This window comes from Ruminococcus sp. 1001136sp1_2201st1_G3_2201SCRN_220225, from assembly GCF_040924365.1.
Lineage (GTDB): Bacteria > Bacillota > Clostridia > Lachnospirales > Lachnospiraceae > Blautia_A > Blautia_A faecis.
In genome coordinates this window covers 1-15,531 of sequence record NZ_JBCOME010000077.1, presented here as the reverse complement: position 1 = coordinate 15,531, position 15,531 = coordinate 1, and the positions used below count along the sequence as shown (strand labels likewise).

Here is a 15,531-nt window from a genome sequence, read left to right as displayed (position 1 = left end):
ATACTACATTGGGACATTTTCCTTTGTGGTATATTAGGACATTATCATAAATGGTTCATAATTTTCAACAATTTTCATTCAAAATCCATTGACTTGTTTTCATTTTTCAATTATAATAAAGATGCTAAATTTTTTAAAGGTTTTTTCATACTTGTTTCATTATTTTCTCCTACTTAAAAACAGTGTTTTTTTAGCAGCGCCCCTAATCGCAGCTGCAACTTGTTATTTTAAGTATGGCCTTTGGTCCCCAAATAGGAACCTCAAAAAAGGAGACTTTTACTTCCTTCTGAAGTCTCCTTTTTTGCTACCCTTTTTGCCAAAAAAATTCAGAGCTATCTGCAAAATCCGAACAATCTCTTCTGCAAATAACCCTGAATTTTTCGGTCGATAGACCTAAATATTAAAAGATAAAAACAAATTATGTTTCTTCATGTTAGCACGATTTATTGTAAAAATCAATAGCTTTATAAAACAATTCGACTTTTTCTTCCCTACGCTTGGTTCTCGTACCGAAGCCTTGAAAAATACCAGACTTTTCCCTGGATATACCTGCAAATATGGTTATCCAATAAATAGCTTTTTTCGCCCAGTTCCGGGTTATCTCTTTTCCAGCCACTCTTTTCCAGGAACTCTTCCATGGAATCATATATTTCAATACAGCCTGCCGCTGCTATGAGCCTGTTATAATCATTCTCTTTTATATGAATATCAAATTCCCTCATGAGAAGGATTTTAAAACCATACCGTACCATGGAATTCTCTTTGATCTGTGACAGATCAATTGTCATCCGCATTCACCTCCCTCCCAGCGAACAAATCTTCTACTCTCGTTACACCCGGCTTGGATTCTGTTTTTTTGCCTGGTTTCTTTTGGGGCTTTGCATCTACAGCGAGCGGTTCTTCACACGCTTCATCCGTACTGGATTTAGGCGGAAGTGAAATAGATGCCTCATTATCCTGCCCCAGATGTGAAAAAGGCTGTTCCTGTGATTTTTCCTTTTCCCATTCTTTGTGCCAGTCTGGTATGTGTTCCAATACTTTTTCCAGCCGGAGCTTCTTTGCATCTTCATGCTCGGTATAGTCCATTTTCTGGAATTTCAACACATTATGTCCTCGGATAATTAAAATCCCCTGGTTTAAGGGATAACGAAGCACCTCATCAGGAAGAAGCAGCTGCCTTTTTCCAAGGGATTTTGACTCTGAATATTCCGGTACATAATCCGTTGCTCGGATGGTATAAAAGTTTTTCCGGACAGAAGCCACCGATACCGTAATCTCTCCTGTCCGGTCACTGTAGTAGGTCGCAGTTGTCATATCATTACACCCAAGGAAGATTGAGAAATCGCATCCTCCAAGGATTTCCTCCCACTGATTGTCTGGGTAACGGTTCTGAAGCTGTGGGATATTCTGAAACAAAATACTCATCCCGATCCTTCTGGATCTGGCTGTAGCAAGCTTCTTTTTGAAGTCCGGGACCACACCGATATTCGGAAATTCATCAAGGATAAAGCTTACAGGAACCGGCAGCACGCGTTCTTCTGTTCGATCCGCCAGACGAACCAGTTTGATAATTAGAAATGAAGTGAAAAGAGTTGCCAGCATATCAAATGTTGAATCCTGATCGGATGTGATACAAAAATATGCACACTTTTCTTTTCCTGGAAGGGAAAGATCAATATCCGTATGACTGGTAATCTGTTGTACCAGTTTATTTTGCAAAATCTGTAACCTGGTTCCAAGTCCAAGCACCGCATTTCCTTTTACCTTTTCTGCTTTTGCAAAGAGCTGATAAGGCCCTTTAGCCGGATGGTTCGTTGGCAATCTTTCAAAAATCGAATCCAGCATATCGACACTTTTATTGAGCAAGAGTTTATATGCTTCAGCAAAGGTTCGCTGTTCTGGTGGATATTCCTCATACACATACAGGCAAAGAGCTTTTAATAAATCCATCTCCACATTATCGTAAAAATGATCAAATTTGTCTGTGGTGTTACGAATGACAACATCACAGAATACATCGATCAGCTCTCCCTCATCAATTTCCGCCAGACAGTTCCAGGCATCTGAATGTGTCAGCTGAATCAGATTTAACTGTTTTACCACATATCCTGACTCCTTCAGATAAGCACATAAATCCTCATAAAGTTCAGACTTTGGATCTGTGATATACATGCTCTCCCCACGGCGTACGCATTGTAATGCCATCACCCTTGCAAATGCTCTGGATTTCATAGAACCTTGGGAGCCGCAAACAGCTATATTCCGGTTCAGCCTGGAATTTACCGGAAGGCTTAGAACCTTACCGGTTCCAAGCTCCCGACCAAATATGATTCCGTTTACGCCGTCCATTGTTTTATCTGCTCTTAAGATCTCCGCCTGTTCCTCTTCTTTCATAAAACCAGCGGTTCCATAGATTCCCTGGTCGGATAATTCAAAGCCACGCTCATCCTGCAATGGATTTTCACTTCCCCGATAAATCACAAGTGCCGTAAGAAAGAAAAGCACCAGAACAGAGAACAGGATCCACATCCTGCCCCCGGTGCTGGTCCATCCTGCAGCCATACAGTGAATAGGGTTTAAGTCAACATTTGCATCTCCAAAAAGAATATATAAAAATCCTCCCAGATATCCTGCCAGCAATACTGCCCCAATCACAACCAGAACCAGTTTCCATTTATCAAATTTTTTAAACATCCTTTTTCCTCTCATTCCCTCTCATTTCTTCTGCCATATTGTATTGATATAGGTTGTCGTAATAGCTGCTCATGGTATTTACCGCATTATACAGGGCTGTTAGAAGAACCGCCCGGATATTCCTGGCTTTTGTAGTATTAGAATCCATACTGAACAACACAAAATCCACATGCTCTTTCGTTAGCTTTGCGAACTGGGCCTTTACCACATTTACTGACTTTTCCTCCCTGTTCACCCGGATTATCTCTGCTGAAGAAGTCATCACATCCACGATCAATCCCAATATTTCCCCTACTCTGTCATCATGTGGATGATCCAATATCAGGTTTTCATACTCAATCTGCCGTTTTATCTGATCTTCCACTTCCCGATATGAAGAGAGGGAGAAATCTTTGTTAAAGTCTTTGTATGTATTCTTTGTATATGTCTCCCCCAAATCGGGGACAGCTGTCACTTTTTTCGGGGATACCCTCTCACTTATATTAGTGACCCCTGTCACTTTTTTCGGTGGGGGCTGTCCCCCAAATGAGTGATAGGGGGTATCTGGTATCCCTATGAATGCATTTTCCAACGTTTCCGGATAGGTTAATTGAATTAATACATCTACATCCAGATTTAGGAACATGACATTGGAGTAAAGTTGCCCTTTGATGTTGACTGTCCGAAATACCCTTGTTACCACTCCTAGCTTTTCCAGTTCAACGATAGCGTTCACCGCATCTCGTTTCGTGATACCAAACTGATCCGCCAACTGCTGATAGTTTCTCTGTAGAATGTCAGCCTGGAATTTCTTTTTGAATCCACACAACTGCCCGGTTGCCTCATCCCGGATTTCCATCGGCCTATACCAGTACACAATATCTGCCAGAATAATGATTGCATTCAGGTTTGGTTTTCCGGTTTCTTTTTTAATTGTGTGATACCAGGTGGACGGAATGACATTTCCCGTAAACTGCAGGCGGCACATCCTGTTTACTGTTTCACTTCCAGTCTCAAATAGATTACTCATAGACACCTCCTGACTTAGACTGTGGGCTTATTCGTCCCTGCCCTTAGTCAGATATTCCATGATTTTATCTGTATTCAGCTCACGAACCCTCACCCCCTCTCCAAAATATGCTCTGAGCACATTCGCCTGGTAATCTAAGCAGATGATTGTTCCTTTCTGCTTCCAGCCAATTTCCTGCTTTATGCGACACAAATGACGCATATCCAATTCATGACAGAAATAGATTAGCTGCATGTCCTTATCAAAGCCCTCGCTTAAGGCGTATTGTTTACGCCTTGGATACTTTACTAATGTTGCTAACAGATTTTTTATCTTCTCCCGTTTCCAGGAAGTTAATAGAAGCTCCATCTGAACCTTTGCGTTATCTGTCCGCGGGATGTAATAATAGTGTTCGTACACATCATCTACCTGATATAGATTTTTGCGAACACCGCCATCACTATTTAAAAGTTCAAGAAGGAAATCCATAGTATTTCCCAAGATAAGCGAATCAGCCTGTCGTAATCCTCCACCAATTAACAGCATACGTTCGGTCCAGGTACGCATTGCCATTTCCATCTTTTGCGCCCATTTCATTCTTTTTGCCATGGTGTTGTAAACGACATAAGCTGTATCCCCGGTAAGTAGCACGCCGCAGGCTCTGGAACCCTTGATTGCTTCTGCGCTCTCTTTGTATTCCAGACTGCCATAATACACTGCTTTTTTCCCACTTTTTTCAAACCCATTTCCAAGATCTGGCTTCTGGCTTTGAAAAATCTCAATACCCATCTTCCAAAGAAAGACCCATACCTCGCTCATCCGATAAAGCCGCAGCCTCTTTTCCGGTTCACTTTTCACATGATTGGTCTGTGCAGATCCAGAAAGAAAAAAGGAAAGGTCATCTTCATACCTCTCCAGAAGATACCTTTTCCCTTTACCCCTTAACACATACCCCTTATATCCGCCTGCATTTCTCACAGAGATATAATTTTCCTTTTTCAGCCTGGTAATAAGAGCTGCTGCATAAGATTCTGATTCTACAATTTCTCCTACCAGGCCTGCTGGCAATTCCCCTGATATCGCAATCAGTCTTAACAACACATCCTCCTTTTTCATTTCCACCTCCCACTCAAAATCAATAAGAATCTGTACCCTATATGTTGAATACTTGGGTATCTTTTCTGGATTCTCATATCCCAAAATGCCTTATTTTTCAAACACTTAAATGCCTATTCTATATATCGAATTTTTCTGATCTTAAAGTGCTTCTTTTTCGATATCCAAAAGCTGGCTGTTTTCACGGATCCAACCTGGAAATTTCTTAGCCTCCATCACATATAATAATGTGCCATCTTCCATTCCAAGCCTAGTTGTATGAAAAGTATCCACATAAAAACCACTATCTGACTTCATACAGAAACTGGAAACAATGTCCAGTACATGTTTTTCCTCAATGTTATCGTGATCCCGAACACGTCCTACCAAAGGCAGATTTTTATTATAAACATGCACAAAACAGACAAGGCATTCTTCGAAAAATGGGATTTCCAGCGCCTTTTTTACCCGTTCCAAGCACCAGTTCTGAAGTGCTGTATGCAGTGGCTTGTATAAAAAATCCGTGTAAAAATCTTTTCTATGGGGCACCAGAAGTGGCAATGCCACCTTTAGGATTCCCTCAGAAAATTCCACCTCGATTCCATGAATGGTCACAAGCTCCGCCTTGTAGTTTTCGTATTGAACTGGGTTAACTGTCACTTCTAAGGTAAGCCTTCGAAGCTTATCGGTTAATTTTTCAGATGTTTTTGCGGCTTCCAGGACTAACTCCGTGAAATAATCATATTGAAGTTCCGATTTTAAACGGACACACGAAGTAAGAACATTCCGCGACTCCGCCATATATTGCTCCATCCGCCAGCTTAAAGCCTGAGTCTCATCCAGCTGGTCCTTAATTTTTCCAAACGGCTCAGTACTATTCTTCTGATCCGCCTTGACTATATTGGTAATACTCGACTTCCCCACCTTCTTTCACAACACAATACCCAATCACATCCGCTATGTGAATAGCCGATATATAATCGGGATTTTCGACTACAATAATATGTCCGCAACTGTCAATTTTTTTCCGCGAAAACAGATTGTTTACCACCGTAACTTCCGCCTCTGAAATGTACAAAATATCAAAGATTTCTCCCTCTCCGTAGAATACGATCCGTACCGGATACTCTTCCTTCGAAGCAGGAAAGTGTTCTTCCACTTGTTTCTTTTTCATCACATCAACCAGTACCCAGACAGCCTTCATAGTTCCCAGATCCTTAGCAGCAATTGCTTCCTCACTTGCTGCCACCACTTCCAGTTCTGGATGAATGAAAACCTGCCGCTCTTTTTCCAACGCCTTAAATGCTTTTCCAACAAAATGATCCCTGCCATCTAATGCAAAATAAGCATAAATCTGTGCCTTTTCCAAAACATGGTATTTCTGCACAAGCTCTCTGGTTTCAGCAATGACAGGTCTTTGTTTATTCTCCATTTTTTAATACCTCCAGCCAATCTTTTCAATTATCTCTATGACGCATAAAGGACGTTTTCTTTACGTCATTTATAACAACATTCACATTTTTTGTGATAATACGTCTTATATGTGTCTTTCTATACGTCATGAATGACATTTACCATTTTTTCAAACACGAATGCGTCATATATGCCGTACTCTATACGTTTTCTATACGTCCTTTATGTGTCATTCCGTGTTTCCATAAGCGGATTCCCCATACTTTTGAATCCTGCCTTTTAATTTCTGCAGGTCCTTCCGGTCTGTTGTGATCAGATCCTTTTCTAACTGACTTGCTTTAAACTCAACAACCAGGTTATTGCTATTTGTTGAAATAAGTCCACAACCTCTCTCAAAGTGAACAATAGAATTAAACTCCGCTTCTGATAAATCCAGTTCCTTTTGTATCAGCTCTGCCTCTGCCACCTCCAGGTTTAAAATGATTTTGGTTTTCGCGTTGCTTAAGATTCCTCTTCCAATCTTGCCTCCGTTCAACTCATAGTAATCAACAAGATCCTGTGAGGCACTGATTGCAGCTCCACCATAAGCACGAATGGTTTTGTAGATTCCCTGGATATAGTCAGCTGCAAGTTCATTAGAGGACAACAGCTTCCAGGCTTCATCAATGAAGATTGCTTTTTCTCTGGTTCGGTCTTCCTTCGTCCGAGACCATACGTAATCAAGTGCTACAAACATTCCAATCAGCAGATCTCCTGATAATTCAGAAATGTCAAGTACCACATATTTATTATTCAGATCCACATTCGTCTGCTGGTTAAAGCTGGCTGCGGAACCGTTCACCAGACGATTTAAGATATTGGCAAGCCGCTTACACTCTTCCTTTCGAAGAAGGACTTCGTGTAAATCTCCCAGGATTGGCATTTTTCTATAACCCCCTGGCTTTGTCGGATCAAACAGACTCTGGTTATCATGGGTGATTCCCTTTTCCTGGTAACAGATCACCATAGCCTCATCAAGAAGCTGCTTTTCCTCATGCGTCATATCTGGTACCAGAAGGCTGAAAAAGATATGCAGGCTTTGGATCTTCACGGCTAGTTCTGAACGTTCCGAAACATATCCATCCAACAGCTCACTGGTAGCTTTATCAGACTGCCTGATTTCCATAACGTTGATACAATTGGAAGATGCTGGCGAAATCTGAATGAATGTGCCACCAATGTTATTGCAGGCCCTGGCAAATTCGTGTCCTTTATCCGGGGCAATGATAAATACCTGGATATTTTTTCTTCTCATACGTAGCGCCATAAGCTGCATGGTGAACGTCTTTCCGGAACCAGAAGTCCCGAATATAACCATATTGGCATTTTTATAAACAGACGTATTGAAAATATCCACCAGAACAAGGGAACTGTTTGCCTTATTCACGCCCATCAAAATACCATCTTTATCCGACATTTCATAGGCAGTAAATGGATAGCAGGCCGCAGCTCCTGATGTTAGAACATTTCGTTTGGATCTTTCATAGATTTTCTTATCCAGGCACAACAGGGGAAGAGAGGACAAAAATCCCTGTTCTTCCCCGAATAGACACTTGGATACCCCGATATCCTGCGAATTTAACAGCTTTATCATCTCTTTTGAGCGCCATTCAACTTCCCGCGCACTATGCCCTGTAACGGTAATTAAGGTGCTCATATAGTAAAATTCTTCGCTTCCAGAGAGTCCACGTTTCAGGTAATAACCTGCCTGAATGGATTCACTTAAACTGTCAAAATCACTGTTGGAATCAAAGGTATCTTTTATTTTTGAGCGGTTCAAACGGATCCGCCGCCCGATCCGCTCCATGCTTTTATTTTTATCCTGGCGAAAGAAAAACAAATCTATATCAATTCCCTCACCAGCGTTAATGAGAAGGGAAAGCCATCCAGCAGGCACCCTGGAACGATATCTGCCAGATGGAATATAGAGGTAGGCATGATAAATGCCATCCAGAATCACATATTTATAGCTTTTAAAATTCAAAGAATCTGGTGCAATCAGCTCTGTCACCGGAATTTTTGCCACACTTTCTTTCCCGTTTTCCAAGATATAATGATTCCGTACTTTTTCAATCCGCTCATCCAACGTTGTTTTAAGGCTCGTATCCCGATTTAAAAGCTGATAAAACACTTCCACACAAAACCGAGTTTCATTTTTATGTTCCAGGACCACATTTCCGCACATGGCAAGATATTTCTTCGCAGTCTGTACTGCAGACTGTAAATACAAAAACATATCTCTTTCGTTTACAGATTTGGTTCCGCTTAATGGATATTCAAAAATGAGAAAGAAACGGCGTGTAATGGCTTCCCGGGTTCCTAGCTGTGTCAGGAGCTTTGCATAATCTTCCTGTAAGATTCTGCATCGTTCATCTGGTTCCTGTTCTGCTTCTCTTCGTATCTTCTCTATATATTCTTTAATATCCGCTTTCTTGGATAAAACCTTAAACTGCAGGTTTGGTGGTGCAATTTTCAGATACGAGGCAAAAGAATAAATGATATTTCTTTTCTCAGACGCAGAACGGAGCAGAAAGTTGATAGGCAAAATTTCAATGATCTTAATGTACCTTTCATCTTTTGTTTGAATCACTCCATTTTTTATCTGACTGATTGGCAAATAGGACGAAGCCCAGGTCACTGGAAGAATATCCAGGTCACCGGCGTTCTCTTCCCTGCCTTTTGTTTCTACCTGTTCTGTATCTTTCACCGGAATAGGCTGTTTTTCCTTTACAGTTTCTTCCTCTGTCTGCACAGCCAGATTTTTCCGGAGGCTGCGTTCTTCTGCTTCCTGTTCATGGAACCGGGCGACAGCTTCCCGTTTTTCTTTTTGCGCCTGTAATCTGTCTTCTTTTTTCCGAAGTTTTTCTTCCTGCACATCCTGGCGTTTTTGAAGTCTGGCAGATTTCTTTTTCTCATACTCCTGCTGTCGTTTTTCCCTTTTTTCTAGTTTCTCGGATTTCCTTGCCTCCTTCAGTTTCCTCTTCAGTTCTTCGACTTCGCTTCCGATCTCTGCCACCCTCCTTTTTTCTCTTTTTACGTTCTCGTCTGCAGCGTTTTTTCTGCTGTTTCCGGATACGGCGGTTTCGTTTCAAACGGTACTGACCGCTTGGTGCAGTTAAAACACGCCTTTTCACCATATACGAAAACAGCTGAATAAGAAAAGAGGAAAGACTTTCGCCCTGGACACCGATTACTGCCAATATCACAAGCGGCAGAATCAGGATGATCCCGACATAAATCTTCCCTTTTATTCCAAGATTTAAAAATACTAAAAAGCGGATTCCAACGAGTGCCAAAAATGCTGCTTCTACCACATTTCGGGCTTCTGCCCTTCCAGAGAACAAAGTTCCATCTCTTACAAAATTAGGTGGAATGATATATACGTCTGAATGGTCATTTTGTGTCATTTTTTGTGAAGCTCCTTTCCTGTTATCTCTTTTTAGACCATATCAGGCCACCGATTGCGGCAATTAGAGCCACCCCTACGCCGAGCAGTATAAATGGATTCTTCTGTTTTACTGCATCCACGATATTCACCTCCTGTGCTTGATTTTCTAAAATCCCCTCTGTCTCCTCTTCCTGTCCTTTCTGCGGAAGCACATTCATTTCATCAATAGGATTTTCATTTTTCTCTGCAGCCTGAGATTCTTCCCCTGCTGCAGGGATTTTCTCTATAACGACCTCTGTTACTGTAATCTTTTGCACCAGGAGACCTTCTTCTGGAAGATTCTGATACATATTCGAAAACTCTGTTACAAAAGACAGATCTCCCTCCGTTGCACTTACAGACTGAATCCGATAAGTTCCACTTCCAGTGGACAGATTCCACTCATAGAAGTTGTCCGCATTTAGGAATACCGTTTGGGTTACCCCATTTTGTTCTTCTAAAATAGCCTCTATCGTACCAGCAAATCCGTCAAAAACCTGTGCCCGAAATGCAATGACTGCCGGAACCTGTTCGGTACCTGTATAATTATCCTCCAACCCTGCTTCCATGGATTCCGAGCGTCTAAGGATAGCACCCTCTTCATCAAAGAGCACATATTTTCCAGCTGGATTGACGGTATCATAGCCCCAGCCATTTCGAAGCATTTCTCCACTTTCCAGATATCCATGTCCGTCATCCCAGGAAACAATCTGGGGAAGATCTGTAGAATTCTGCGTGTTCGTGTTTGCAAGTACCGTAATTGGCATTGCCAGTAATACAGAAGAATATAGTCCCATAAGCAACCAATATTTCAAATGTCTGTCCATAATCCCACCTCTCATTTTCCAATGATCCAAAAGGCTCCATCTGCCAGGTCACGACCGTAAGAAGCAATCGTTTCCACGCTGTACACTTTTCCAGTACGTTCCCTACTGGCACAATCGGCAATGGTGATATAGCCATCTTTGGTAACACCCGTCAGAACAATAAAATGCCCGCTTCCACTGCCCGTGATGGTGTAGGCCTCACAAATTTCCACCACCATTTTTCCGTCTTTCAAGGCATTTACAACAGCTCCCATTCGGTCTTTTCCCACTCTTTCACAGTTAAGTCCCCAGTGATGGGCTGCATTCATCGGAAAGGAATGGCATGTTCCAAGCCCATAGATATATTCCCCGTTTGCAATGGAAAACGCGCAGGTCATCTCCGGGGTCACCGTCTGCCCGGTTAAGGTTGAAACTACAATGGCAAGGGAAGTTGGACCACATCCCGAGGCTTTAATTGTACTGGCTCCATAAGACATGGTAGCCCAGGGATCTTCTCCCTGATTATAGTACACAACTTTTTTGACACCCTTTCCCACCGTGTCATAGGTAATAATATCCCCAGTCGCATCAATATTACCGATATAGGTATCACTCCCACTGGTTCCACCAGTCAGAAAGTCCGTCCAGTGAAAGACATTGTAAAGGGCATTTTTGACAGCTTCTACACCGCCTTGCAGGTATTCCAACAGCTTCAATACAAAATTAAACGTGCTTTCATTTGTCACATATTTATATTGATAGCCGCTGCTGCCTGTCAGCTGTGTGTTCAAGATCAATGCCAGAGTGTACTCTACCACCTTTGTCGTTACCGTCCGCTTTTCTTCCCAGGCATTGCCTCCCTGCTCCAGGACCTGCCGATAAGTCTGTTCATCTGTCTCTGCCCGGCTTCCATTCACATCCAGACAGTAGACTTTCTGTTCCATTTGGCCTTCCCGTTCATCAGTTACAGTCCACGAAAAAAAGCTGTCCACATTTTGTGCGACAGCTTCCTTTAACACCTGATATGATTTCTCCAGGGACTCCTGATCTGTTTTTGTTTCTGTGGAAGTACCGGATGTATTATCGTGAATCTCGACAAGCCCTAACACTTTCTTGACATAGGCCTGGGTTTCGGAATATGGTGGTACTTGATAACCATATTTGATAACTGCATAAGGCCCTGCATTATATCCAGCGACTGCAAGCTCTAAGCCATTTGAATAGCCTTTAAATTGCTCTACCAGCTGGCTGATAAATTTGGCGCCGCCCATAATATTCTGGTACGGATCATAAGGATTGGATACTCCAAGGGAAGCCGCCGTTTCCGGCATAAGCTGCATTAAGCCTATTGCCCCAGCACCTGATACCACATTCGGATTAAAATCAGACTCCGTTTTACAGATTGCAAGAAGCAGCGCCACTGGCACATTATAGGTCCTGGCAGCTTCCTGAAAATAGACATCATAAGGGCTGGAAAGGTTGGTATCCATATCAAGTCCCAGAACATTTGAATATCCAAGGAAAGAAGATATGGTGCTGTTGTCGCATTTATCCATGAGCATAACAGACAGATAATAGGATAAGCTTCTTTTTAGTTTTGTCTCAAACTCATCCACCACAACCAAAGTAGCATCAGCATATTTTTCCATCTGGTCTGCCTGGATTTCCTGCAAATTTAAATCCCTCTGCTGTCCTATGATCTGCAAAATCTCATTCTGATAATCTGCGTTTTGCAGAATTTGCTCCGCTCTGTTCCTGATATTTGCAAGCTGATTGGACTGTGCCTCATTTGCATAGGAATCCGCGGTTGCAAACCCCAGATAGTTGAATATAATTCCGATCATGTTTGCAATAATAAACATCCACAAAAAAAGAAATAGAAATATAGCACCAAACACCTTCCAAACTGTTTTGCTGCCAACCAAGGTTCCTACTAATGTTCCAAGCGGCCCTGCCATAGCAGTCCCGGCTGCCACACCAGAAGCAGTTCCACCAGCTTTTACAGCTGCCGATACCGCATAAGCAGCCTGTGCCGAATGAGCGATCATTTCACTCCCCTCATCAAGAGGGGAACTCTCTTGTCTTTCGTCATCCATAGCTTAATCCTCCAAGCTTCCGGTATCTCTGGTACCCTGTTTCTGTCCTCTTAACTCACTTCTTGATTTTGGAATTTCCCAGATTCTATGAGGATTGCGTAGCAGTTCCATATTCATAGGCATTTGTGCATCCTCCGTCTGGATTTCTTCCATACCATTTATTTCCTCTGAAAGTGTAAAGCTGTCATTTGCCTCTTCGATTGGATCCAGATTATCCTGTTCCAGGTATTCGTCTGGTTCCTGAATATAACTTTCTTCAGGTTCATTTATGCCATTTAAACCGTCTATAGAGAAATCTCCAGTTGTAGAATAATTTCCAAGGTCACCAGATTCTGCTGATTGTGCAGAAGACTCTCCCATGTTTGTAACCTGCTGCTCACTTTCTATATTCCCTGAAATACCAGAATTCGAATATATAGGCGTATCCATTTGGGGAACATCCGACATGTTACCAGAAACATTTCCAACCTCTTCTGAAAAACTATTCGCGCCACTTACATCCATTTCTGGACTTGCATGAACACGATCACTTCCAGATACTGCGTCCAGGATTCCCAGATTCGCACTGGAATCAAAAGAAGCTCCGTTTTCACCTGCAACATTTTCATCTGAACCTAAATACCTGCCATTTAAGCTACCAGATACATCCGCATCAAAACCACTGGCAAAATAAGATCGTTCACCTTTTTCTTCTGAAGATGTATTTCTGTCCGTCTCCTGGCTTTTGTTACCAATGCCACCTCCAAAATCCGTTTCCATTGTATAATCCGAAGTCCCCATGCCTGTCTCCGAAGCTGGATAATCATCCAGTTCTGCCATAATGCCATTATCACTGTTAAATGAAGATGCTCCTTCAAATGACTGCGCTTCAAAAGACATAGAATCACTCCGGGCTGTAGTTTTTCCGTCCGGGAAATTAGGTTCTCCTGGATTCTCCATTTCACCCAGACTACTTCCACTTGATAGTGCTTCAGAGAATCCATCTTCCATAGTTTCGTTTGTAGCAACACCTTCTGAAGAAACCGCCTCTGTTCCTGAAGCTTCCTGGTATTCCGGTAAACTTCCCGCATTCAGATCCATTACAGTCCCTTCTGATTCTACAAAATCATCGGATTCCATCACAGGCTCAATTTCACCCGAAGATGTTGCCTCATTTTCAATTGTCCCAGAAACATAAGCTGTACCTGAAGTCTCCGTTCCATTTGCACGAATTCCCAGCTCATCAAGCACATTTGCTGAAGCGGTATTTGAAGCATTCATACTCTTGGTATCTCCAGCTGCAGTTTCATGCTTTTCTGGATATTCCGTGTCAAAATCACCACTTTGAAACAAAGATTCAATATCCACTTCACTTCCTCCAGAGGGATTCATAGGGATAGGCCCCGTAGGTTCGGTAAAGCCATTTGCGCTACCTAAGTTTCCCATATTCGTAGAGCTTCCAGTACCATTTCCACTTCCATCCGTTCCAGAAAATGCCCTTCCTGCCTGTGAAAAAATACGCTGTGCCGCCATAGCTGCCCCGAGTGCTCCCATGCCTGGGGAAGGCCGTCCAAGATTCACACCTAGTGCTGCCATATAAGAATCCAATTTAAACGTAATCTTGCAAAAACCCACCAGACATAAAGTTGCTACAAAAAATTTTGTGAAGCCATAACCGCTTGCCATCATATTTCCGTAACCAGATAAAAACATTTTTAAACACCATGCATTTAAGATTATCAGGACTACCTGACCTCCAAACATTTTCGCCCAGGATGCAAGAATATTATTAGTGGACTTTGAACCTCCTGTTGCAAACGCCAGGGGTGCTGTATATGAAAACACGCCCAGAAGAACATACCTCTCCGCAATAATGAACAGCATTTTAAAATAATTCCACGCAACTACAAACTGCATAATAAGCATTAGGATTGCGATACTGACAGATCCAAGTCCCAGCGGTGCTGTTATGCCCTCTAATGCGGTCACGTACTCAGAAAAGCTTTGCACCTTTATGTCTGTTCCTATCACCCACTGATAAGGAGTACCCGCAATTCTTAAAATATAATTGACTACAGGTTTTGAAGCTACTACAAAAAACAGGCAAATGGAAGAACGCCCAATTAACTCGATTGGTTCTTCCGCATTTATTCCCACTTTCCCGAACATAGATTTGAACAGCTGCCAGATCAAGATCATAAGCAACAGAGCAATCCCCATAGGAACAATCACATTTTGGTACAAACTTCCCACTACAGAAAACAGTTCTTCAAACAGGGAGAGATTGCAGGACAATAAATCTGTAAAGACATCCGTAATCAGTCCCATCATATCAACGAGAAACTGGGATACCATTTCTTTAATCGCATCTACCAGAAGATCCAAAAGCCAGCTCATGTTTTATTTATATCTATAATAGATACCCTCCTTTTTTCGCCGGGAGAGCTCCGGCTTTTTCTTTTCTTCAAATCATCCCGTAAACATGCTCTGCGGAATAATCTTTTCCAAATAGGTTACAATAGCACCTAATGTCATAAGTGCCGCCCAGCAAATTACAATCCTTTTCAGCCAGGATCTGGATTCATCCACAGTTCGTCCAGATTTGCTAAAATTCATTAAAAAAAGGCAAACTGCTGCACAAACCACCGCCGCCACAGTTGCAATTCCAGCTACATCCGTATAAACCGTCTGCATTGCATTTTTCGCAGTTGCAAAAATATCATCCGCATACACAAGTACTGCGGTCATAAAAAGTACACCTGTCACGCAATATGCACCCCGAAGCGCTTTTACAAGCCAATTTTTCTTTTTAAAGCGTGCAGCAATTTCATCTTTTACTTTCTGTTTTTCCATAGACTTCCTCCCTTCAACTAAACTCCGGAAGATCAGCTTCTTACAAGGTCCTTCTGTGCAATCCGGGTAGAGTAGGCGGATGAAATTTTCATCCGCCCCTCATCAAACCGTGCATGAGGTTCTCCCTCACACGGCTTTCCG

Annotated in this window: 12 protein-coding genes; all 12 read right to left on the bottom strand. The window is 42.3% G+C overall.

Annotated elements, in window-relative coordinates:
* Window positions 1-491 precede the first annotated feature (491 nt).
* The gene (locus AB5642_RS18140; RefSeq protein WP_173719555.1) at window positions 492-788 is read right to left on the bottom strand and encodes a hypothetical protein; all 297 of its coding nucleotides are present in this window, start codon (window positions 786-788) and stop codon (window positions 492-494) included.
* Complete coding sequence (locus AB5642_RS18135) at window positions 778-2,694, bottom strand: VirD4-like conjugal transfer protein, CD1115 family (RefSeq protein ID WP_368371809.1); 1,917 nt, start codon at window positions 2,692-2,694, stop codon at window positions 778-780. The genes AB5642_RS18140 and AB5642_RS18135 overlap by 11 nt, the downstream gene beginning before the upstream one ends.
* Window positions 2,687-3,703 (bottom strand): DUF6017 domain-containing protein, encoded by a 1,017-nt coding sequence (locus AB5642_RS18130; RefSeq protein WP_173719550.1) that lies wholly within the window; start codon window positions 3,701-3,703, stop codon window positions 2,687-2,689. The genes AB5642_RS18135 and AB5642_RS18130 overlap by 8 nt, the downstream gene beginning before the upstream one ends.
* A 27-nt stretch (window positions 3,704-3,730) precedes the next feature.
* Complete coding sequence (locus AB5642_RS18125; RefSeq protein ID WP_202017131.1) at window positions 3,731-4,798, bottom strand: hypothetical protein; 1,068 nt, start codon at window positions 4,796-4,798, stop codon at window positions 3,731-3,733.
* A gap of 141 nt (window positions 4,799-4,939) precedes the next feature.
* Window positions 4,940-5,578 (bottom strand): DUF6100 family protein, encoded by a 639-nt coding sequence (locus tag AB5642_RS18120; RefSeq protein WP_226855589.1) that lies wholly within the window; start codon window positions 5,576-5,578, stop codon window positions 4,940-4,942.
* Window positions 5,579-5,651: 73 nt separating this feature from the next.
* Complete coding sequence (locus AB5642_RS18115) at window positions 5,652-6,209, bottom strand: DUF5697 family protein (protein ID WP_118580531.1); 558 nt, start codon at window positions 6,207-6,209, stop codon at window positions 5,652-5,654.
* 210 nt (window positions 6,210-6,419) lie between these two features.
* Window positions 6,420-9,245, bottom strand: coding sequence for a VirB4 family type IV secretion system protein (locus tag AB5642_RS18110; protein ID WP_270414489.1), 2,826 nt, complete (start codon window positions 9,243-9,245; stop codon window positions 6,420-6,422).
* Window positions 9,142-9,636: a hypothetical protein gene (locus AB5642_RS18105; RefSeq protein ID WP_173719549.1), complete on the bottom strand. Its 495-nt coding sequence runs from the start codon at window positions 9,634-9,636 to the stop codon at window positions 9,142-9,144. The genes AB5642_RS18110 and AB5642_RS18105 overlap by 104 nt, the downstream gene beginning before the upstream one ends.
* Window positions 9,637-9,658: 22 nt before the next feature.
* Entirely contained in the window at window positions 9,659-10,483 is an 825-nt protein-coding gene (locus AB5642_RS18100; RefSeq protein ID WP_173719548.1) for a hypothetical protein, read from the bottom strand.
* An 11-nt stretch (window positions 10,484-10,494) separates the two neighbouring features.
* The gene (locus tag AB5642_RS18095; RefSeq protein WP_173719547.1) at window positions 10,495-12,558 is read right to left on the bottom strand and encodes a transglycosylase SLT domain-containing protein; all 2,064 of its coding nucleotides are present in this window, start codon (window positions 12,556-12,558) and stop codon (window positions 10,495-10,497) included.
* 3 nt (window positions 12,559-12,561) lie between these two features.
* Window positions 12,562-14,934: a hypothetical protein gene (locus AB5642_RS18090; protein WP_173719546.1), complete on the bottom strand. Its 2,373-nt coding sequence runs from the start codon at window positions 14,932-14,934 to the stop codon at window positions 12,562-12,564.
* Window positions 14,935-15,006: 72 nt separating this feature from the next.
* On the bottom strand, window positions 15,007-15,390 hold the full coding sequence (locus tag AB5642_RS18085) for a fimbrial protein (RefSeq protein WP_330590360.1): 384 nt from the start codon (window positions 15,388-15,390) through the stop codon (window positions 15,007-15,009).
* Between the last annotated feature and the right edge of the window lie 141 nt (window positions 15,391-15,531).

Coding starts and splice junctions, on each gene's coding strand:
- AB5642_RS18140 (WP_173719555.1), bottom strand. CDS start 788: ATGACAATTGATCTGTCACAGATCAAAGAGAATTCCATGGTACGGTAT.
- AB5642_RS18135 (WP_368371809.1), bottom strand. CDS start 2,694: ATGTTTAAAAAATTTGATAAATGGAAACTGGTTCTGGTTGTGATTGGG.
- AB5642_RS18130 (WP_173719550.1), bottom strand. CDS start 3,703: ATGAGTAATCTATTTGAGACTGGAAGTGAAACAGTAAACAGGATGTGC.
- AB5642_RS18125 (WP_202017131.1), bottom strand. CDS start 4,798: ATGAAAAAGGAGGATGTGTTGTTAAGACTGATTGCGATATCAGGGGAA.
- AB5642_RS18120 (WP_226855589.1), bottom strand. CDS start 5,578: ATGGCGGAGTCGCGGAATGTTCTTACTTCGTGTGTCCGTTTAAAATCG.
- AB5642_RS18115 (WP_118580531.1), bottom strand. CDS start 6,209: ATGGAGAATAAACAAAGACCTGTCATTGCTGAAACCAGAGAGCTTGTG.
- AB5642_RS18105 (WP_173719549.1), bottom strand. CDS start 9,636: ATGACACAAAATGACCATTCAGACGTATATATCATTCCACCTAATTTT.
- AB5642_RS18100 (WP_173719548.1), bottom strand. CDS start 10,483: ATGGACAGACATTTGAAATATTGGTTGCTTATGGGACTATATTCTTCT.
- AB5642_RS18095 (WP_173719547.1), bottom strand. CDS start 12,558: ATGGATGACGAAAGACAAGAGAGTTCCCCTCTTGATGAGGGGAGTGAA.
- AB5642_RS18090 (WP_173719546.1), bottom strand. CDS start 14,934: ATGAGCTGGCTTTTGGATCTTCTGGTAGATGCGATTAAAGAAATGGTA.
- AB5642_RS18085 (WP_330590360.1), bottom strand. CDS start 15,390: ATGGAAAAACAGAAAGTAAAAGATGAAATTGCTGCACGCTTTAAAAAG.